This is a genomic window from Azohydromonas aeria, from assembly GCF_009760915.1.
Taxonomy (GTDB): Bacteria; Pseudomonadota; Gammaproteobacteria; order Burkholderiales; family Burkholderiaceae_C; genus Azohydromonas; species Azohydromonas aeria.
This window is the reverse complement of the sequence record NZ_VIDQ01000036.1, coordinates 49,533-69,871: the sequence shown is the minus strand read 5'-3', so window position 1 is coordinate 69,871 and position 20,339 is coordinate 49,533. Positions and strand designations below refer to the sequence as shown.

The following is a 20,339-nucleotide window of genomic DNA, read 5'->3' as shown; positions in this document are numbered from 1 at the left end:
AGCGCGTCGAGACCGGCGCGCACGAGGCGCGCGAGGCCGGACGCACCATCGAGGGCGTGGTGGGCAGCGTGCACCGGGTCTCGGACATCGTGGCGCGCATCACCACGGCGGCCAACGAGCAGTCCCAGGGCATTGCCGAAATCAACGCGGCCGTGTCGCAGCTGGACACCGCCACGCAGCAGAACGCGGCGCTGGTGGAGGAGTCGGCCGCCGCGGCGGCCAGCCTCAACGACCAGGCCCAGGCGCTGGCGCGCTCGGTGCAGCGCTTCAGGGTGGCTTGAAGCTGTTTGCCACGAGCACAACCCCGGGGTAGGGCTGGGCGTCCCCTGGCGTGACGCTGTACCTCCTACATGGTCGGGTTGTCTCACGCCGGCGACGGCCGCGGCCTCGGATGATCAACCTGCAAAGACAACACGTTCAACGTGACGTTCTGCTTGCGACTGCTGTAAACCCCTGGCCGCCCAAAGCGGTTGCGCATTGAGAACAAAAGTGCACTGCACAGTGCAGCCGTTGGAGGAAGGTAGCTGATAGCGCCGCGTCGAAAGGGTCAAAGCATCGGCTGACCGCTCTACCAACGCCGACACCAGGAAACAAACATTTCACAAGCGTCGCAGCCCCGGTTCTCAACACCAGGCACGGCTGACCGATGAGATCCATGGACAAGACCTGATGCAAAGCCAGGTCCAGCGGCCAGCGCAGCCATCGTCGCAAACCCGTGATCGTGATGCCTGCTCAGCGGCCCTTGTGAAGTGCCGCTTCCGACAGCATCGTATGAAGTTGAAGGTGTTGTGTTGAACAACAAGAAGAGGATCTGGCTGGAGGGCTTCCATGCCGGCCAAGCCCTGGACAACAAGCTCCCCTATTCCGACGGCACCCCGGAAGCGATGGCTTGGCTGGAGGGATGGGTACAGGGCATTCATGCAAACGACCATTCACCGGGCAAACACGAAAGCTCAACCTTTGACGACAGTGAATTTGAGGACAGCGTCGACACCAAAGAGGCTACCAAACCTTATTCAAGTCGATGGAAGCAGTTTGAACCGCCCCGGTTTTCTCGGAGGCTCCAACCCTTGAGAGAATTGGGGCCACATGAAGAAGTCTGTGAAGTTTTCGCCCGAGGTGCGTGAGCGCTCGGTGCGCATGGTGTTGGAGCACCAGGGGGAGTACGAATCGCAGTGGGCGGCGATCTGCTCGATCGCTGCGAAGGTAGGCTGCACCCACGAGACCTTGCGTCGCTGGGTACGGGAGAGCGAGACCGACAGTGGGGCTCGCCCGGGCACGACCACGGCCGAGCAAGAGCGCATCAAGGCCCTGGAACGCGAGGTACGGGAGCTGCGCCAAGCCAACGAGATCCTTCGCAAGGCCAGCGCGTATTTCGCCCAGGCGGAGCTCGACCGCCCCTTCAAGCGGTGAAGGCGTTCATCGACGAGCACCGCGACGTCCATGGGGTCGAGCCGATCTGCCGCGTCATGCAGGTCGCCCCGTCGACGTACTGGCTGCACGCGGCCCGCCGGGCACAGCCGGCGCTGCGCCCGGCGCGTGCCCAGCGTGACGACGTGCTGGTCGAGCACATCGAGCGCGTGTGGCGCGACAACATGCAGGTCTACGGCGCGCGCAAGGTCTGGCGGCAGCTGCAGCGCGAAGGCATCACGGTGGCGCGCTGCACGGTCGAGCGGCTGATGCGGCGCCAGGGCCTGCGCGGCGTGGTGCGTGGCAACGTGGTACGCACCACCGTGGCTGACACGACCGTGCCCTTGCCGTCGGACAAGGTCAATCGGCAGTTCCGGGCCGAGCGGCCCAACCAGCTGTGGCTCTCGGACTTCACGTACGTGCCAACCTGGCAAGGGTTCGTCTACGTGGCCTTCGTCATCGACGTCTTCGCCCGGCGCATCGTGGGCTGGCGGGCGTCGTCGTCCATGCGCACGGACTTCGTGCTCGACGCGCTGGAGCAGGCCCTGTACGAGCGCCGGCCCACCGAGGATGACCGGCTGGTGCATCACTCGGACCGCGGGTCGCAATACGTCAGCATCCGCTACACCGAGCGCCTGGCCGAAGCCGGTATCGAGCCGTCCGTGGGCAGCGTGGGCGACTCCTACGACAACGCGCTGGCCGAGACGATCAACGGGCTGTACAAGGCCGAGGTGATCCATCGCCGCTCCTCCTGGAAGAGCAAGGGAGGCTGTTGAGCTGGCAACGCTGACCTGGGTGGCCTGGTTCAACCACCACCGGCTGCTGGAGCCCATCGGCAACATCCCGCCCGCGGAAGCCGAGGCCAACTACCATCGTCAACTCGCCGAGTCGGCCGTCCCGGCCTGACTCACACCAACGAGCCTCCGAGATTCCCGGCGCGGTTCAGTTCATCAGAAATCTGCTGGGTTGAGGGCCCGCATTGTGACCAGTTCCAAAGCCAGGGCAGTTCTGCCTCGCTGCTGTAGTGCTGCGTCGAATTGATCCCGGCATGCGCACTGATCCGCACGACCCCAGCGGGCAGCATCCGCGTTCCGGGCAGCCTGCTCTTTCACCCGCGCTTCGGTTTCAGCACCGCAGCACCGTGCTGTTGCCTGCATAGATTCTTTCGCATCCATTTTTCTTGTTTCTCCCAGTGCCTCATTGTTCACTGAGGCTTCGCCGGGCGCACGCCGGGTTGGCACACTTAAAAATGCTGTGCTTTCACTTCCAAAGTCACGCCTGCCCAAATGACGGGCAGTCAGCCAGCGTCCGCCACAGCAAACCGCGTCGGCGTGAGCTGTGGGTGCTGCAGCTCGGATAGGCCGTCGAATTCATGATGCTGATGGCTTGCACGCGAAGCCGTACCGTCGCAGTCGCTCCAGCTTGCGACCTCCTTAACTGCGGCGGCCTGCAGAGACGAAAGGACAGGAATGACGATCATGGTCCGCTCCTGCAAGCCCGCTCACCCGGCGGAACGTCATCTTTTGCCGCGCCACCCGCCAGGCGTGGTCACACGAAACTTGGAAGAACCCGCATTGCTACGTCGTTCCCGGCTCGCTGGAATACCAGGCCTGGAGCATGGCCGCCGCTTCCTCGAAGCGAAGGCTGCCCACGGCATCGGCCAGGCGGGCTGTTGCCTCGATGCCGTGTTGCCGGAGCAGGGCAGGACGCAGCCTCTCGAACCGATCCAGCGCTGCGGTGTCGCTGGCGATAAGCGTAGACACGAGTTCGAGCACGTTTTGTAGCGGCAACACGTCCTCGAAAGGTATCGTGTCGCCCGACGCCTGAGCCGCTTCATCGAGCCTTGCGGGCAGTCCGGCCAGCACCACCGACAGCGCAGTGTCAAGCTCCTGCAGCAGTGCTTGCGCATCGCCCGTGTCCTGAAGCCGCAGCACGGTTTCGAGCTTTCCTGCCAGGTGGAACACGTCATTTGCCGCGACACTGCCGGCCGCGCCCTTGAGCTTGTGGACCCGCATGGCAGCGGTCACGACGTCTCCGCTCGTCAGGTACCGGCCAATGCGGTGCGCCTCGCCACTGAACTCCTTGCTAAACATACCCAGCATGCGCAGGAACAACTGCCGGCTGCCCATCACCTGCCGCCTGGCCTGCTGCTGGTCGATGCCAGCGAATGCCGGGAAATCATGCTCCACTTGCACGGCAATCCGGTCGTCCAGCCGTGCTCCGCCCTGGACCTGAGGTTTGATGGCGGTCCAGCGCAGGATCACGGTCACAAGCGCGTCGAGCTCGAACGGCTTGCCCAGGAAGTCGTTCATGCCGGCCTGCCGCGCCTGCTCACGGTGGCTGGCGAGCGTGCCTGCCGTGAGGGCAATTACCGGCAAATTGGCTGAGGCGGCAAGGCTTCGCAGCCGCCGTGTCGTCTCGATGCCGTCGAGTCCGGGCATCTGCACATCCATGAGCACGACGTCCAAACCGGAACTTCCCTCCTGCAGCTGCTGCAGCGCCTGCCAGCCGTCGCTCGCGGTCGTGCAAGTGGCACCCTCGAGCTCCAGCAGCTGACGCGCGACCTGCAAGTTGACCTGCGCATCGTCCACGACCAGCACGCGCACGCCGGCAAGGCGCTGGCAAGCCGGCGATGCAGCGGGCAGGACGGCTGGCTTGGCCAGGGCTGTGGCCACATCGAACGGCACCCGCAGCCAAAACTCGCTGCCTGCACCGGGCTGGCTGCGCACGCCCATGTCGCCACCCATGTGCGAGACGAGCCGCCGGCAGATCGCCAGACCCAGCCCCGTGCCGCCATAGCGGCGGTTGGTGGAGCTGTCCGCCTGCACGAAGGCGTCGAAGATGCGCTCGACCTGATCCGCGGCGATCCCGATGCCGGTATCGCGAACCTCCAGGTCCAGCATCACGTGCCCCGTCGTTGCCTGCTGCGCATGAACGGCGACAGTGACGCCACCGGTATTCGTGAACTTGATGGCATTGCCCAACAGGTTGTAGAGCACCTGCTCCAGCCGACGCGCGTCACCAACGAGCGGTGGCAGCTCGGGGACGGGCTGTAGTACGAGCGACAGGCCCTTGGCCTGGGCCATCTGCGTAAACACGTCGGCCACGTTGCGCAGCACGCCGCGCAGCTCGAAGGGCTCGTGCTCCAACTCCATGTGGCCCGCCTCGATGCGCGAGATGTCGAGCACGTCGTTGACCAAGGACAGCAACGTGCGCCCGGCCGTGCGAATCGTGGCTACCAGTTGGCGCTGAGCATCGTCGTGGACGGCGCGATCGAGCACCTGCACCGTACCCAGGATGGCATTCATCGGCGTGCGAATCTCGTGGCTCATCGTGGCCAGGAACTCGCTCTTGACCGCATTAGCGGCCTCGGCGGCTTGCTTGGCCTGCAGCATCGCCGTGGCAGCCGCATGGCGCTCGGTGATGTCCTGGAACGTACCCACAAGCCGCATGGGGCGCTGCTGCGAGCCGTTCGGGTCGTACTCAGGCGCTCCAACGGTGCGGACCCAGATCGAGCGCCCGTCTGCCGTCGTGAAAGGAAGCTCCAGGTCGTACGCCTGTCCCTGCTCGATAGCGGCGTTCACGGCGGCCTCGATCCTGGCCCGGGCATCGCCGGGGTAGCAGGCAAGAGCCTTCTCCAGGTCGGGAACGTAGCCGGGCGCCACGCCAACAATACGGCGCAGTTCGTCGCTCCATTGCACGGCGCCCGTGGCGACGTCCAGCTGCCAGCCGCCCACGCCGGATACCTTGCTGACGCGCTCCAGGAAGGCCTGGCTGTCAGCCACGCGCTGTTGGGCCTGGCGTGCGCGGCTGATGTCCTGGTGGATGCCGTGTACCCACTGCGGCTGGCCATCCGAAGTGTGGCTGGCGATGCGGGCGGTGCTGCGCACCCACACCCAATGGCCGTCGCGATGGCGCATGCGCGCCTCGGCCTCGAAATGGTCCAGCTCCCCGCAGGCATGCTTCTCGTAGAGCTGGTACGAGTTCAGGACGTCGTCCGGATGCGTCAATGCTTGCCAGGTGCTGGCGGTCGCCGGCAGCAGCGGCTGCAGATCCAGTCCCAGGATGGCGGCCCAGCCCTCGTCGATGCGCAGCTCGCCGCTTTGCACATCCCACTCCCAGGTACCGACACCGGTGGCGCGCAGGATACCCTGCAGCCGTTCGCGTTCCCTGGCTAGCTCGGCCGTGCGCTGCGCCACGCGATCCTCCAGGCCGGCGTTGAGCTGCACCAGTTCGTCGGCATGCCGCTGGTTGCGCCCGAGCATGGCCTGCAATGCGTTCCCAAGCTCATGGGCCTCACGGTAGGCGGCCCCCTGCAATTGAAGCCGCCCGGGGCGAGCCAGCACCAGCCATTGCATGAGCTGCAGCAGCGGACTTGCCAGCCGCTCGGCAAGCCTGGGAACCAGCAACGCCACGCCTAGGACAACCACCAGGGTGGCCAACGCCAGTTGCGCCTGCAGTGTACGGTACGGGCCCAGAGCCTGCCCGGTGGGCTGGCGCACGACAACGGTCCAGCCTAAGCCCGGGTACGGCCCGTGGCCCCGTGTGCTCACGACCGCAGCCAGGTGCGTCCCCATGGCGAACCAGGCCGGTGTGGCCGCAGCAACGCTGCGCAGCGCTGTCAGATCGAGCCGTGTCTCATGCGAACCGGCGGGCCCCAGCAGCACCTCGCCATCGGCGCGAGTGATGAAGACCTCGATTCCTCTGTTCCTGGATTCGGGGGCCAGCAGACTGCGGCCAAGCTCGCGTGCCCACTCCCAGCTCAAGTGGCCGCCCAGGACCGCGCGCAGTTGTCCGTCCACCACGATAGGAGCGGCCAGGTCCACGAAGCGCCAGGGCTCGGCTCGCGCGGGAAGCAACTTTTCCAGCAGCACCGCCGGGTGTACCTCTCCCACGTACGGCCCACTGCGCGCGCCCTGGAACCACGGCCGAGTAGCCACGTTCTGGCCTTCGAGCATCCCTGCGGTGGCCGCCAGCACCTTGCCGTCAGGCGTGGCCAAGCCGATCCAGGCGTACAGCGGAGCCTTGTCCTTGAGCAGCCGCAGGTTGCCGCGCAGGGCGTCCAGGTCCCGGGGCGTGCCCAGGGTCGTTGATGCCGCCAGGGCCGCGATCTCGTTGTAGCGCTCGGCCATGCCGCGGTCGAGCTCGTCGCGCAACTGCCAGGCCACCTGGCCCAGTGCCGCGCGTGCCTGCGCCACCTCGTGATGCCGGGCAAAGCGCTCGATTACCAGACCCAGGACAAGCGCAGTGGCCAGCGCGGTGCCGACGAGCAGTCGGGCTGCCCAGGATGACAGCGGCGCGGCTTCGGCACATGGACCCGAAAAAGCCAGGTCGGGCGGCATCGTTGCTAAGGCGTCACCGGCCTTCAATGTCGCACCGCCCTGGGCATGCCAGGTGTCACGTCCGCACGTCCTTCGAACGTGCCGGCCAGGCGCACCTGCGAGCGCCCCGCGGCCTTGGCGGCATACAGGGCCTGGTCCGCCAGCTCGACAAGGGACTGTGGCGCATCGCAGCAGTGCTGGAACGCACCACACTGCAGACAGGACTTGCCGCTGCTGGGATGCTGGGCACAAGCCACCTGCACCGTCGCAGCGCCCACGCTGAGGGTCACCAGCGGCGAGACCGGCGAGTCGCCGTGCGGGATCGCCAGCTCGCGCATGCGCTCGCACACCATCTCGCCCACCCGGCGTGCGCCCATGGCATCCGTACAGGGCAACACCAGCGCAAACTCCTCGCCACCGTAGCGCGCGGCCATGTCGCCCGTACGCTGGACGGTGCTGGCCAGGGCACTGGCAACTTGGGCCAGGCAGGCGTCACCCGCGAAGTGGCCATGGGCGTCGTTGTAGCGCTTGAAGTGGTCCACGTCGATGAGCAGCAGCGACAGCGGCGCGCGCGAGCGCATCGCGCGGCGCCATTCCTGCTCCAGCGCGCGGTCGAAGGCGCGGCGATTGGCTATGCGGGTGAGGCTGTCCACCTCGCTCAGGCGCCGCAGGGCGTCGGTTCTTGCCTTGAGTGCCAGTTGCGTGCGTACCCGCGCGCGGGCCACGGCCGGGTTCACCGGCTTCGGAATGAAATCCATGGCGCCGGCGTCCAGTGCCCGGGATTCCTCGTCTGCCCCATGGTGTGCGGTGACGAAGATCACCGGGATCTCCTGGAGCTCGGCTTCGCTGCACATCGCAGCACACACCTCGAGGCCGCTCATGCCCGGCATCTCGGCGTCGAGCAGCACGAGGTCGAACGGCTCGCGGCGCATCTGCCGCAGGGCCGCCTCGCCGCTGGTGGCGAAGAAGATTTGGGCGCAGCCGTCCAGGATGTGCTTGAGCTGAAAGATCACCTGCACGTCGTCGTCAACGAGGAGCAGGCGCTGCAGCGGGGCCTGGGCCAAGAGAGCGCTGTCTGAGATTGGCAATTGCGAACTTTCAAGCCGCCACGAAAGCGGGGTGTAAGGGCCATTTCGGAAGCAGCCGCCACCTCGTGAGAGCCGACGCAGGGGCCTTGCAGAAATTGTTCACGCTTGCGCCGTGCTGGCCTCGGGTGCGACGGCCCGCGAAGCGCTGTCCGATACAGCTGTTGCCACCGCTTGTTCATCGAGCCAGCGCTCGAGCGCTTGCGCCGGCATGGGCCGCGCAATGCCAAAGCCCTGCAGCTGATCACAGCCCAGGTCGGCCAGGACTTGCGCCTGCTCGGCAGTCTCGACGCCCTCGGCCACGGTCGTCACGCCGAAGGCCTCGGCCAGGCCGATGACAGCACGCACGATGTGCAGATCGCCGCGGCTGCCGAGCATGTTGCTCACGAAGCTGCGGTCGATCTTGAGCGTGCTCACCGGAAGCCGCCGCAGGTACGACAGTGACGAGTAACCGGTGCCGAAGTCGTCCAGCGCAAAAGTCAGCCCGTGCTGCGCACACGCTCGGATGGCACGAATGGCCGCATCGAGGTCGTCGAGCGCGGCAGTTTCCAGTACCTCCAGCTCGATGCCGTCGACGCTGGCCCGTGACCCCACGGCGGCGTGGCGCATCGTCGCGGCGATGATGTTGGCCATGTCGGGCAGCAGCAGCGTGCCGGGCGAGACATTGATGCTCAACTGCAGCGTGCGTCCGCCAGCGCGCCAGTGCGCCAGCTGGGTCACCGCGTGCTTCACCACCCACAGGTCGAGCTCGATCTCCAGCGGCGTGCCGGTGATGGCGGGCAGGAAGCTGCCAGGGGCCAGCAGCCCACGCTGTGGGTGCTGCCAGCGCACCAGGGCCTCGGCCCCCAGGCAACGCCCGGTACGGGCACAGACTTTGGGCTGGTAGTGCAGGCGCAGCTCATCCCTTTGCAGTGCCGCCTGAATCTCCTGCTGCAGTGGGTTCGGCGCCAGCGTGTGCTCGCCAGTCTGGCTGGCCATGCACACCCGGTTCTTGCCCAGGCTCTTGGCACGGTACATGGCCTGGTCCGCGGCGCGCAGCAGTCGCTCCGGCGTGTCGCCGTCGCCCGGGTACAGCGCCACGCCGATGCTGGCGCTAATGACGACTTGCTGATCACCGATCACGAAGGGCTGTGCCAGCGCGTGCAGCACTCGCTCCAGGATTGGCTGCACGGCACGCGCGTCGCAGAGATCGCCCAGCAGCAGCACAAACTCGTCGCCTTCGAGCCGAGCCACCGTGTCGCCCGCACGAACGGCCTGATGCGCCCGCTCTGCCGCAGCCTTGAGCAAGCCGTCACCGAGCGCATGGCCGATGCGCTCGTTGACAGCCATGAAACCGTCAAGGTCCAGGTAGCACACCGCGAGTTGCCGCGACTGGCACTTGGCCTGGTCGATCAGCATCCCGAGCCGGTCCAGCGCCAGCGTGCGGTTGGGCAGCCCGGTGAGCACGTCGTGGTGAACCAGCCACATGTGGTGCTCCTGCTGGCGCTTGTGCGACGTGATGTCGCTGAAGGCGCCCACGTAATGAGTGAGTTCACCGCAAGGTGAGTGCACGGCGCGCACGCGCAGCAGCTCCACCATCAGCTCCCCATCGGCGCGCCGGCTCCAGACCTCGCCTTGCCAGGAGCCGGTGAGATGCAGGCTGCTGCGCAAGGCCTGCAGGAAGCCCTGGCCATGCTCGCCGCTGACGAGCATGGCGGCATTGCGTCCAAGGACCCCGCTGCGCGGGTAGCCCGTGATGGCAACGAACGCATCGTTGACCTCCACGATGCGGCCCAGGGCGTCGGTAATGACGATGCCTTCTCTGGTACTGGCGAATACCGCGGCGGCCAGGCGCAATTGCTCCGCGACGTGGGGGTCGATATCCGAGGTCGGCAGTGTGCTCTGGGCACACGGATCCTGGATTGCAGGAAATGGCAAGATTTCAGACCAGGCTGCGACTGCACCCTGGCATGGCATGCCGGACATGTCGGCCTTGTTCATTCGTGTCGTCGAGCGCTGCGCCGGCGCTCAATGTTGCGGTTGCGGTGGACGCCGCCATGGAGTCGGCGGCGCGTGATCGTTGATCGGCGTCGATGCATGACAGCTTGAGGTGTTGTAGCCACGCCGGGCTCGCACGCGTGGCTTCCTTCACGACGGTGCAGCGCCAGATCTTGAGCATCGTCATGTGTCGCACTGCCGTGCCGTGCTGGTGGAGCGGCGCTGCGACGCAGCGGTTGCCTCAAAACAGGTCCACGTCGCCACCGCGCGTCGAGCTCTCTGCCATCCTGGCTTCGGCCATCGCAGCGGGGCCGACTACGCAATTTCGACCACTGGCCTTGGCTTGATACAGCGCCCGGTCGGCACGCTCCACGGCGCTTGTGGGTAGTTCGGACGGCTGTACGGCCGTGAAGCCGATGCTCGCCGTCACCTGGCCCACCTGTGGGTAGTGATGCTGCGCGATTCGCTGGCGCAGCCGCTGCAGCGCCGCATGCGCGTCTTCTTCCCGATGGGCTTCAAGCAGGATGAGGAACTCCTCGCCACCGAAGCGAAAGACCCCGTCGTCAGTACGCAGCTCCGTGCGCATGAGGCGAGCCGTGATCAGCAGCACCTCGTCGCCAATAAGGTGGCCGCAGCTGTCGTTGACCTGTTTGAAGTGGTCGAGATCCAGGGCAGCCAAGTAGTACCGGCTCGACGGCACAGAGGCCTTTCCTGCAGATCGCGAATCTGCAGCGGTGCCCAATACCGCACGCATGAAGCTGTCGTTGAAGGTCTTGCGGTTGTAAAGCCCGGTGAGGGCGTCGCGCTCGCCGTAGTCCAACAGCGCCAGGAAGTTGCCATACAGGCGCACGACGGCGTTCGCGGTGTGTCGCTTGTACTGCGGCAGCGGTTCGGGACTTTGCAGCTCCACTACCCCGGTGCCCTGTGCTCCAACGATCAGCGGCACCAGCGTGATCTCGGGGTCGCCAGCGTGCACGACGGTGCGCATCTGGCGCAGACATGTGAGCCGCTCGGGGTACGTGTCCAGCGGCGCCGTGAAATTGCGGCTTGGCGCTGCGTCCGACGTCCGCGGACCAACCACGCTGTTGCCGTTGGTGGTCGTCAGCCAGCGCTGCTCGGGCGCCTCGCCTGCGCAGCGGTGAAGAGCTACGACGGCAGGCTGCAGCAGCTCGTGCAGCGTTTGCAGCAGCAGCGCGTCAGCATGCTGGCGATCACGGTGACCGGTGAGCTCGGCCAGCTGGTCGATCAGAGATGCCATGTGGTTCGCGCTGCTTGCTGTTTACAAGAACGACAGCCGGCGAGAGGGAATACCGCGCTGTCGACTCGGCTCACTGGCCGTTGTCAGCGTGATTGCAGCAGAACACCGCGCATCAACTGTGCACGCATTGCAAACTACCCGGAGCAGCCAATCTGGCCGTTCCATGCAGGTACACGCGGTAAGCAATGGGATAGACGCCCCCACCTGACGTCGGCTGTTGACGCCGACGCTGGAATGAGCCGCCGTGCCGAGGAGGCATTACGCTGCCTTGGATTAGGGGCCTTATCCGTGGGCTAATTCTGTCCTGAACGGGAATTTGAGGGTGTGTGCCTCCTGGCTGTGGCCCCGGAGAATGACGCCCATGCAGGCCATGGAATTGAGCACGAAAAGTGGTCTGCCCTTGATTGCAATGCGCTGGAGCACCGCCTGGTCGAACTGCCGGCTGAGATCGAGCGCGAAGCGGTCCTCATCGCCGCACGCTACGCACGGCTGTTCGCCGTGGCCGTGAGCTGTCTTGTGCCGGGGGCAGGCACGCGTGCGTTGAGAGTCGGCCGCGGTCAGGGGTAGTCGAACGAGATACGCAGCCCGGCCACGGCCTCCATGACGCCGCGGGCACGGGGCAGCGGGGTGTACGCGGCGGCGCCGAGCTTGGCGCTGGCACGGTTGAACACCACCACGGCCTGGCGGTCGTTGAGATGGCGCGACATGTAGAGGATGCCGTCCACCTGTTGCGGGTGGTGTTGCACGGCCATGGCCCACGACTGCGCGAGGCGGTACGGCGTGATGGTGGACAGGGATCCTTCGCCGCCCAGCGTCTTGAGCGCCACTCCGGTGAGGTCGGCCAGCACCAAGGGTGTGCCACCCTTGAGACGTACCAGCTGCCTTGACGCAAGCTCGTCCCAGGGCACGGAGAACTTGCCCCGCACAGCCACCGCATCGTGCAGCACCGTCTCGGCGATGGCGGTCTGCAGATCCAGCCCGAAGTAGCAGGTGCCGAAGCGCCCACTGCGGGGGAGCGAGCGGTCGTCGAAGCGGTTGCTTGCCGTGCGCCCGAAGAAGGGCTCACCCGAGGCGAAGCGCGAGACACGGTAGAGCGCAGAGGCCGGGACGGTTCGGGTAGCGAGCGAGAGGCTGTTGAGCGCGCGTGGCGGAGGTTTCAGCGACAAGACCGGCTCACCTCTGCGCAAAACCTTCGGCGGCCACCTTGGCGGCGGCAAACTGGCCCTGCGCCAGGGCCTGCAGCGGCGACAGCCCCGACAGCGACGCCTTGGGCGTCATCATGAAATGCAGCTTGGTCGATCCCGGCAGCTCGCCCAGCGCCCTGCTCAGCGCCTCGACGTGGCGGCGCTCGTAGCGGCTGTCGGCGAAAAAGGCGGGGTAGTACCGCACCCCGTCCGCCTCCACGAAGAAGACCCGGTGAGCCGCCAGCGCCTTGCTCAACGCCTGGCGTGTCCAGCCCAGCCGTGCGGCGAAGGCCGCCGGCTCCAGCAGGCTTTCCTCGCGCGCCATCTTCCTGAACGTCTCCTCACCCTTGCGACGCGCCGCCACGCCAAGCTGATCCAGTTCTTCGTCCTGCAGTTCTTCCTGCAACGTGCGGCGGATGTGCTCGAAACGGCGCGTGAGCGAATCGATGTGCTGCAGCAGCAGCGCGGCCTTTTCCTTGCGCGGGCTGTGCACGGCCGCGAGCTGATCCAGCAGCCGCTGCCGCGAGAGCTTTTCCACCCGCGTCGCATGGCGCGCCACGTCCTCCAGCGACGCCAAGAACTCCTGCACGGGCTGGGCTTCTGGCAGGGCAGGGGGGCGTCGGGTGGCACTGCTGGTCATGAGGATGCTCCGGTGGGGCAGTCCGATGGTACGGGCCACGCCCCAGCGATGTCAACCATGTCAACCAAAGCGACGCTCACGCCTCGTAAGCTCGCAGGCTTGCAGCGGCCGCGACACCGGCAGCTCTCCCGCGTACGTATCAACTACCACCGTCGGCAGGCGCACGGATGTGCCCTGCACGCCACGTTTGCCCATCGCTTGCGGCCTTGGCCGGCACAGCCGCAGGCCTTGCGCTATGGGCTGGAGTGGCTGGCGCTGCTCGGGCGTGGTCGCCAGTTGCCCGCCGTCTGCCTCCAGGGACACCGGGGACAGCCACAAGCACCGTCGTCGCACTCGTCAGCGTCGACCAGGCTCACGCCGGCCAGGACGGCAGCAGCGTGGCAGGTCTCCATGGTCGGTGCACCCCGGAGCTCTTCCAGGCATTGAGCCGCCGAGCGCATCCTTGCGTCCATCTGTCCTGGCGCGGTGAGCATTCAGCTGGCAAGCCTTTCCCGCGCCTTGTCGATCCAGGCCTGGACGATGGCGATCAGGTCCTCCTGGCTGAAGGAGCAGCTCTCGCCGCTGAATGCCGCGCTGGACTCGAGCCGGTCGAGCAGGTTGTTCAGGACCTTGCCATATTTCGGGGGCAGCTCGGATGGCAGAGGAGCCGCGCGCAGGCGGCGCAAGAGGGCGGCCGTGTCGAGCGTGCCGCTTTGCAGCGAGTCGAGAGATTGCTGGATGGCTTCGAGAGACGTGGATCGGTTTTTCGAGAACAGTCCGAAATCGCGCGCGGTGCTGGATGGCGGCTTGCCGGCACTCCCAGGAGCAGCCGGGAGGCAGCGGCCCGTTGCAGCGCCTGCTGTCGTGCGCGCGCATTCTGGGGCACGTTGCCGCCTTTCCATCCGGATTCGTTCCAAGGCGCATGGGGACTGCCGTGGCCGGGCACCGCCGGGAAGCGGCCAGCGACTGGTGGCGCAGCACTCGCCGGCCCGCTGCCTGGTCGTTGCGCGGCCATGGCGCCTGGTGCCGGTGCCGGGGAAAGGGGCGGCGAGTCGACAGGCCCATGGCTGGGAATCCAATATCGATGAAGGCGCAACGGGCTGACTTTGCCTTGTGGGGCCTGCGGACGTTGCGCTGTCACGCAAGGTCCCCTGCAGCCGAACGCCCCCGTCCCAGCGGCAAAATGACCCGCTGCCTCAGGGTCGGGTCTTGCAGTCCACCGCGCAGACCTTCTCGTTGCGTCCAAGGATCCGCTTGCTCACCAGCTCGGCAAGGGGCTTGTGCCGGCCGCACCGAAAGCACGACATCGTGGCACCCGTGACGGCACTCTGAGCGGGCTTGGCAAAGGTTGATCCTGCTGCCTTGGACGTGTAGCGCAGGCCGTCTTCGGCGATCTGTGTCTTCGTGGGTTGGTTTCGAGTGCTCACTTCATGCTCTCCTTCTTCAATTCGACGCAAGGTCATGAGGCCCTCCGACTGCTCCTTGAAGCAACACCGGGTGCGCAACAGGCCAGGGTTTGGGCTTACGTGATTTCCGTGATGCACGGCTGCGCTTGAGAAATGACAATTGGCGCCATGCAGCACACCGATAGCTGAGGTGCTCATCGGCCCCCTGGCTGGATGAGCGCCCTTGGCGGCAGCCCTCTCCACCCAGACGCTGATCATGGACAACAACTCGCTTTCCCGCCGACCTGCCGAAGCACCGCCCGCCGAATACCTTTCAGCCATGGCTGATCTGGAGCGGCGTGCCTTTCGCGGCGAGTTGAGCCTTCGGCAAGTCCGGCACGAGATCTTCGCGCTGCGCGAGCGGTTCGGCGCCGAGCCCGCGCTCGTGATGCAGTGGGCCGTCGGCTCACGCTGAGCCTGGACTTTTGTCCGAGTCTCCCCGCACGGCCTGCGCAGGCCTGCGACCGCGATCCGAATCCGGATGGACTGTCCGAGCCGCACCGCTGGTGGCAGGTCGTGCGTGTGACCCTCCTGCCCAGGCGGCTTCAGCGGCCTGCATGAGCGCCGGTTGACAGCCGGTCCTGGCAAGCGCGTACCCGTGTCTGAACGCCGACCGCGTTGTTTCGGCGGTGGTGGCGCACCTTGGGCATGCCCTCGATGCCCATCGGCTGGCGCACAGTACACTGGGCTGTAGGAAGAACGCCAGCCTCCGGTCAAAGCAGGCGCACCGCTCCCAGCAGCTCGAAGGCCTTGTCTTCCGAGAGCGCGCCTTGCCGGGCCTTGAGCACCAGCATCTTGATGAGCGCTTCCGTGATGGGCGCCAGACCGCCTTCGATGACCAGGGGCTGCGACACCATCGGCGTGAAGTCGTTTGTCCTCTGCGCGAGCGCCTTGGCGATCTCAAAAACAGGCGCTACGACCGGTGACTGGGTCAGGACAAGGGCTGGCGTGGCCGTGACTTCGGCATGCAGTGCCGGCCCGGTGGCTGGTGCCGCGGGCTGCACCTCATGCTCGACCTGTGCCAGCAGGTCGGCCTGCACCGGCACCGTGGCAGGGGAGCGCACCGCCGCCGTGGCCTCGGTGCGTGGCCGGTCGTCCTCGCGCTGAAGGACAGGCCGGACGCGGGGCGGCTTGGCGGTGTCCTTGCGGCCGGCGCTCGTGCTCGTGGCATCGCCTGCAGCGGCGGCCACGGCCCTTGCCGATTCGCCCGGCTCGGCCGGCGCAGAAGCGACCTCAGGCCTTGCTCCAGCGCCCGTGGCGGCGGGATCGGCTTCAGCTTCACCCTGGACACTGTCCGGGGCAGCGCTGGCGCTGGCTGCCGTACCACGCGACAAGGGTGCCAGCAGCTTGAGAACGGTATCGGGGATGTCCGCTGCCGTGCGCGGTGCCTCGAACCAGTTCTCGGGCAAGCCCAGCGCCTTCGCCACCTTGCTGCAGAACTCCTGGTCCAGCACCTTGCCGCCGTTGGCAATCGTGGACATGTAGGGCTGGCTGATCCCGATGAGGCGGGCCAGCGCGCTCTTGGCGCCCTTGCCCTGAAGCAGCAGGCTCAGGCTGCGCTTGCGCAGTTCGGCAGAGGTCATGGGGTGGGTGTCTCTGGACCTAGACGTTGACTGGGCCGTCGCGGCTGTTGGCGTTTGTGCCGCAGAAGTTGCCGGGGCTTGCAGTGCGTCAGCGACCGCCACGGCCTCGTCACTGCCTGCTGGCACGGTCGCGCGCTCCATGGATGCCGCCGCCACGACGCCTGCCGCCGGGCCGCGTTCGACCGAGGTGTCATGAAGGGGGGCCTGCGTCCGGCCTGATGCCGGCGCAATGCCAGCCGGGAGCACCGGCGCGACCGATGCCGCCGCCGCGGTCGATGCCGTGGCGTCCTCATCGAAATCCTCGTCATGCAAGGCGGCCTTGTCGGGATGCTTCAGCAGCTCCAGGGTGCGTTCAGGGACCGCCTTGTTGAGCCCATCGAGCCACTTGCCGGGCAGCTTCAGGGTCCGCTCGATATGGAAGGCGGTCTCGTCGGGGCAGAGCGCGCCCTGCGACATGGCTTCAAGACGCTCCAGGGGCACCTCGGCCACCAGGGCCAGGGCTTCCCTCACGGGCGCGTGCTCCAGCAGCAGGCGCAGGTTCGCCGCCCGCAAGGCGCCGTTGACGCCTTGCTTGACTACCTGCGGCTTGGAGTTGTCCTGTCGTGGGCCGCTAGGCCGTTTGCCCGACGCCAGATGCAGTACCACGTGATCCCGCATCGGCTCGCGGTAGTCACGGGCCCGGTTGTGGCCGCGTTCGCCGTCGCGGCGCTTGAGTTGCCCATCAGGCTTTGCCAAATGATTCTCCCTCGGTAGCGGTTGCATGCAGGTTGTCGTGCCTGCTCTCTCCAACAGCCTTCAAGCAAGAAGTGCGCAAGTCCACATCAATATCGGGCTGCCGCCTTTTCCCTCGACACGTCAGGACCGGTTGCCCGCCGCGTTCGAGAGGCCTGGGTGCTGAAGTGTTCATGTCTCGAAGTCCTTGCCCGCGGCGCCGCTTCATCGACCTTGGCCTTGCAGACGCGGCGTCACTTGGACAAATTTTCGCGCACCGCGCTGCCGCTCGGCGGTCAGACGTCGCGTCGCTGCCCCAGACAAAAGATGACTGCAAGCGGCAGCCGAAGGCAACGGATCGGGGCACAGCGGGCGGTGCCGATGGATGCCCGTCTAGGTGAGAACCCAACCGCATGCCGTGCCGATGTCGAGAGCCATCAACGATTCTCTTGCGCGGCGGCATCGCTCGTGACGTGTGGTCCGAGCGTGCAAACCCTACCGACGGCTCCTGGGCCGGATGCCGGCGAGCTCGATGCGCAGCGCTTCCCGGTCGAACTGGGGATCCATGAGATCGGGCAGCCATTCCAGCCGCTCATAGAAATGCAATGCCGCGGCATAGATGGCCATGGACACCGTGGCCTCGCCCCGCTCCAGGTTGATGATCGTGGGCACCGAGGCATTGAGCTGCTCGGCGAGCTCCCGGATCGTGATGCCACGGCGTTCGCGCGCCAGGCGCAGGTTGGCGCCCAGGGTAGCGAGCGTGCTGCTGATGATGGGCGGCAGTTCGCGGGTCATCTTTGGAGCGCGTGGCATAAGCTGTAATTGAAAATATTGCGCGATGTAGATAAATTATATTTTAGCATTTGCCCCCCTGTGAGGAGAAGCACCCTGAACGACGACCTGCGTGTCATGGTGGATCTACTCCACTGGAAGGCCATCAGGGTGAACAAATCCCGTTGTGCTGTGGCGATAAGCTCGGCGCACCGTGTGGTGCGTTCCCGGGCGGGTTCTCCGGTAGCCGGTTCGCCAGGTCATGACAGGCCAGGCCGCTGTGGACTCCGTGAAGCAATGTCGCGAACGTTGGCGTACGGGCATCGATGTCCCGGCACGCCACGGCAACACGAGCGCCAATGGGCCGCGACGTTGTCCGTGTGGAGTTCAGGGATTGCTGTGATGCCGCCCGAAGCGGCCTCTAAGGGTGCTGCTCAAGCATCACCATGGCCTACGAAGATTCAGGGGAGAAACATCATTGAAGTCATTGCGGATCGGCATCTGGAACCTGGGGCGCTCCGGCGCATTCCACCGCACCCGTATTCCCAGACAACTGGAAGTCCTGCGGCAGCTCGATGCGGACCTGTGGGTCCTGACGGAAGCGCATGACGCCAACTTGCCGCCCGACGGACATGCTTGCAAGTCCACGCCCGGAGCCGAGTTCCATCAACTCGGCGAGCACCGAGTCATCGTCTGGTCCAGGCATGCGCTGGATGCCGTGGCCACGCAGGATGCTGCGTCCACGGTTGCGGTGCGACTGCAGCCGCCTGGGCTGGAGAGGCCGCTGCTGCTGTACGGCACCGTGATGACGCATGCACAGGGCGGTGCCCTGCAGCGCCAGGCATTGGCCTGGCAGCGGCACCAGGCCGCCGTGCAGCGGCAGTGTGCCGAATGGCTGCGACTGCGCCAGGAGTTCCGTGACCACCTGCTGTGCGTGGCCGGTGACTTCAATGCCAGCCTGGAGGCATCAGCGCGCTATGGCTCGGTGGACCCGAGGCGCAGCATCCTGCAGGGACTGGCCGATGCCGGCATGAAATGCCTGACCACCGATGAACGGCGCGGGTCTTTGGCACCCCAGGGACCGCTTAGCGGCATGGACCATATGGCAGTCACCGAAGAGGACGGGCTCGCCAGCCGGCTCGCAGCCGTGCCCAGCCTCGTTAATGGGCATCGCCTGAGCGACCGGGAAGGCATCCTGGTCGAGCTGGCCTGGCCGTGAGCCTGAGGCCGCTGCACGCAGCGGCTGGCGTGCCGCATGGCACCTGGCGAGTTGCGTGCGCAGCCGAAGTGGCAGCAATGCCTGTGACACCAGATGCGCCTCACCATGCCCGTTCCTGCACATGCTGCCCATGCCAGTCGCGATCGACCGCTTCGCAACAGGTGGGGCGCCGTGAACGCGTTATGCTGGGCCATTCCAATCGCAAAAGGATTTTCATGGCCGAAGCCCAGACCCAGAAGAACAGCGCATTCATGAAGACGTTGAAGCCCAGCCCCCAGCTGGCATCCGTCGTGGGCGCCGAGCCGCTGCCCCGTACCGAGGTCACCAAGCGCCTGTGGGACTACATCAAGCAGCACAACCTGCAGAACCCGGCCAACAAGCGCAACATCCTGTGCGATGACGCCCTGAAGGCCGTCATGGGCAAGGACGAGGTGACGATGTTCGAGATGACGGGGTTGGTGGGCAAGCACCTGGCGTGAAGCGGGATCCATCGAGCTTCTCAAGGACCAGACTAGCGAAAAGCCCTGCAGCGCGGGGCTTTTTCGTATGTACCTCGCACAAGGTCAGGTTGCGCCCTCGATGTCGGACGGCCGGGGTGGCGCCAACTGGATGGCGGCGCTTGATGCAAGCCCGCGTATCGCGCCACCCCCGCATGACGGGCAGCGGCCTACGCGGCCCGGGCCTCCTGGCGAGCGGCGTTCATGTGCTGGCGCAGTATCAGCGTGGACAGATGCCTGCCCACGTCGGGATAGCCGGCTGCCCGCATCTCGGCCGCCAGCGCCATCGAGCGCCGGTTGACGCGGGGCAGGAAGATGACTTCCATGTCGCGGTGGGGTCGTGGCATGCGTTTGCTCAGGTAGGGCGTGCGCGACTTGCGCAGGGCATCATGGAAGCCGACGCTGGCGAACACGTCGCGCGCAGACACGGCGAAAAGCTCGAAGTCACGGCGCAGGCTGCTCACTGCCTGCGGTTCGATGGAGAACACGTGCAGCTCCGGGTCCAGCTCGACCCGTCGACCAGGACGCTCCGCGGCACGATGGACGGCCGCCAAGTCGCACGACGCATCGTCGCCGATCACGAAGGCACGGCCATCCCATAGATACCACACCAGGTGTTCGTTGGAGCGCTGCCGGTGAAGGGGCCGGACTTGGTGTCGATGCGGCAAGCGGGCCTGCCCTGTGTGGCCTACACCGTCCACCAACCGGGGCGGGGAAGGCCGTGGCCGCTCCATGAGCGAACTGAACGGCTCCATGGGGGTGCGGACGCCCCGGATGGGAGCAGTATCCTGTGCCTCGTTGCACCGGAGTGGGATCCGCAGGCAACTGCCAAACCCTGCAAGCTCAGGTCGGACGACGCGGTAGCTGCGATAGCCAAAGTTCCGGTGTGTCTTCCATCCCAGCAGTTCGCCGGCCGTGAACATGATGCCGTCGCTGTGCGCGGGCTGTCCCCACTCATGCCATCGCGGCACGCCTTCGGCCGTGGTGTCGCCCGGCTGGGGATCAAGCATGTCCACCAGCAGCTTATCGGCGTTCCTGTCCAGAAATTGGCGCAAGCCTGGTGGCGTGCCAAGGCGCTCGCGCACCAGGCCGGTGACCAATGTCAGCCCCTTCTTCAGCATCGACCGTCCTCCAAAAAGACGAACCCGTACTCCTGCAGCTTCCAGCCTGTGGTGGCTGGTAGGTCGCGCCTGCCTCCTTCGCCCAAAACGTTGCCACCCACTCCAATCACTGGACTGCGGCAAGGTCGCGCATGGCGG

At 66.2% G+C, this 20,339-nt stretch carries 18 protein-coding genes, 1 pseudogene and 1 other annotated feature; of the genes and pseudogenes, 6 read left to right on the top strand and 13 right to left on the bottom strand.

All coding sequences use genetic code 11. The features are described 5' to 3' along the window. The 3 genes and pseudogenes from FJ694_RS20280 to FJ694_RS20270 form a co-directional block, all read left to right on the top strand. The coding region (locus FJ694_RS20280; protein ID WP_232540144.1) for a methyl-accepting chemotaxis protein at positions 1-281 on the top strand (281 nt) is incomplete at its 5' end. A gap of 510 nt (positions 282-791) precedes the next feature. Continuing rightward, complete coding sequence (locus FJ694_RS20275; protein ID WP_157269141.1) at positions 792-1,127, top strand: hypothetical protein; 336 nt, start codon at positions 792-794, stop codon at positions 1,125-1,127. After that, positions 1,090-2,316, top strand: a pseudogene (locus FJ694_RS20270) (IS3 family transposase). Before FJ694_RS20275 ends, FJ694_RS20270 begins: the two are co-directional and overlap by 38 nt. Next, positions 1,368-1,484 (top strand) — a sequence feature (AL1L pseudoknot). It overlaps the preceding pseudogene by 117 nt. A gap of 391 nt (positions 2,317-2,707) precedes the next feature. Here the strand turns inward: FJ694_RS20270 and FJ694_RS20265 are convergent. The 10 genes from FJ694_RS20265 to FJ694_RS20220 form a co-directional block, all read right to left on the bottom strand. Then, complete coding sequence (locus tag FJ694_RS20265) at positions 2,708-2,890, bottom strand: hypothetical protein (RefSeq protein ID WP_157269140.1); 183 nt, start codon at positions 2,888-2,890, stop codon at positions 2,708-2,710. Between the two features lie 97 nt (positions 2,891-2,987). Next, positions 2,988-6,752, bottom strand: coding sequence for an ATP-binding protein (locus tag FJ694_RS20260; protein ID WP_157269139.1), 3,765 nt, complete (start codon positions 6,750-6,752; stop codon positions 2,988-2,990). A gap of 23 nt (positions 6,753-6,775) precedes the next feature. Next, on the bottom strand, positions 6,776-7,795 hold the full coding sequence (locus FJ694_RS20255; RefSeq protein WP_157269138.1) for a diguanylate cyclase domain-containing protein: 1,020 nt from the start codon (positions 7,793-7,795) through the stop codon (positions 6,776-6,778). A gap of 123 nt (positions 7,796-7,918) precedes the next feature. Beyond that, a complete protein-coding gene (locus FJ694_RS20250) occupies positions 7,919-9,796 on the bottom strand; it encodes a putative bifunctional diguanylate cyclase/phosphodiesterase (RefSeq protein ID WP_157269137.1) in 1,878 nt (625 codons plus the stop codon). Then, positions 9,738-9,980 carry a hypothetical protein gene (locus tag FJ694_RS20245; RefSeq protein WP_157269136.1) on the bottom strand — a complete coding sequence of 81 codons (243 nt, stop codon included), beginning with the start codon at positions 9,978-9,980 and terminating at the stop codon, positions 9,738-9,740. The genes FJ694_RS20250 and FJ694_RS20245 overlap by 59 nt, the downstream gene beginning before the upstream one ends. Positions 9,981-10,034: 54 nt before the next feature. Further along, positions 10,035-11,051 carry a GGDEF domain-containing protein gene (locus tag FJ694_RS20240; RefSeq protein WP_157269135.1) on the bottom strand — a complete coding sequence of 339 codons (1,017 nt, stop codon included), beginning with the start codon at positions 11,049-11,051 and terminating at the stop codon, positions 10,035-10,037. Between the two features lie 557 nt (positions 11,052-11,608). Continuing rightward, on the bottom strand, positions 11,609-12,217 hold the full coding sequence (locus tag FJ694_RS20235) for an RES family NAD+ phosphorylase (protein WP_157269134.1): 609 nt from the start codon (positions 12,215-12,217) through the stop codon (positions 11,609-11,611). A 7-nt stretch (positions 12,218-12,224) separates the two neighbouring features. Further along, on the bottom strand, positions 12,225-12,824 hold the full coding sequence (locus tag FJ694_RS20230) for a hypothetical protein (RefSeq protein ID WP_157269133.1): 600 nt from the start codon (positions 12,822-12,824) through the stop codon (positions 12,225-12,227). Positions 12,825-13,348: 524 nt separating this feature from the next. Then, positions 13,349-13,756 (bottom strand): hypothetical protein, encoded by a 408-nt coding sequence (locus tag FJ694_RS37790; RefSeq protein ID WP_310735057.1) that lies wholly within the window; start codon positions 13,754-13,756, stop codon positions 13,349-13,351. Positions 13,757-14,050: 294 nt separating this feature from the next. Continuing rightward, positions 14,051-14,317: a hypothetical protein gene (locus tag FJ694_RS20220; protein ID WP_157269132.1), complete on the bottom strand. Its 267-nt coding sequence runs from the start codon at positions 14,315-14,317 to the stop codon at positions 14,051-14,053. A gap of 166 nt (positions 14,318-14,483) precedes the next feature. Here FJ694_RS20220 and FJ694_RS20215 point away from each other — a divergent pair, with 166 nt between their 5' ends. Next, positions 14,484-14,714 (top strand): hypothetical protein, encoded by a 231-nt coding sequence (locus tag FJ694_RS20215; RefSeq protein WP_157269131.1) that lies wholly within the window; start codon positions 14,484-14,486, stop codon positions 14,712-14,714. A 298-nt stretch (positions 14,715-15,012) separates the two neighbouring features. Here the strand turns inward: FJ694_RS20215 and FJ694_RS20210 are convergent, their stop codons facing one another. Both FJ694_RS20210 and FJ694_RS20205 read right to left on the bottom strand, forming a co-directional pair. Further along, complete coding sequence (locus FJ694_RS20210) at positions 15,013-16,617, bottom strand: helix-turn-helix domain-containing protein (RefSeq protein ID WP_157269130.1); 1,605 nt, start codon at positions 16,615-16,617, stop codon at positions 15,013-15,015. A gap of 471 nt (positions 16,618-17,088) precedes the next feature. Further along, positions 17,089-17,388: a helix-turn-helix domain-containing protein gene (locus FJ694_RS20205; protein ID WP_157269129.1), complete on the bottom strand. Its 300-nt coding sequence runs from the start codon at positions 17,386-17,388 to the stop codon at positions 17,089-17,091. 454 nt (positions 17,389-17,842) lie between these two features. On the opposite strand from FJ694_RS20205, the gene FJ694_RS20200 reads away from it, so the two are divergent. Both FJ694_RS20200 and FJ694_RS20195 read left to right on the top strand, forming a co-directional pair. Next, positions 17,843-18,583, top strand: a complete 741-nt coding sequence (locus FJ694_RS20200) for an endonuclease/exonuclease/phosphatase family protein (RefSeq protein WP_157269128.1) — start codon at positions 17,843-17,845, stop codon at positions 18,581-18,583. A gap of 215 nt (positions 18,584-18,798) precedes the next feature. Then, positions 18,799-19,062 (top strand): SWIB/MDM2 domain-containing protein, encoded by a 264-nt coding sequence (locus FJ694_RS20195; RefSeq protein ID WP_157269127.1) that lies wholly within the window; start codon positions 18,799-18,801, stop codon positions 19,060-19,062. A gap of 188 nt (positions 19,063-19,250) precedes the next feature. Here the strand turns inward: FJ694_RS20195 and FJ694_RS20190 are convergent, their stop codons facing one another. Continuing rightward, positions 19,251-20,201, bottom strand: a complete 951-nt coding sequence (locus FJ694_RS20190) for a DUF6685 family protein (RefSeq protein ID WP_157269126.1) — start codon at positions 20,199-20,201, stop codon at positions 19,251-19,253. Between the last annotated feature and the right edge of the window lie 138 nt (positions 20,202-20,339).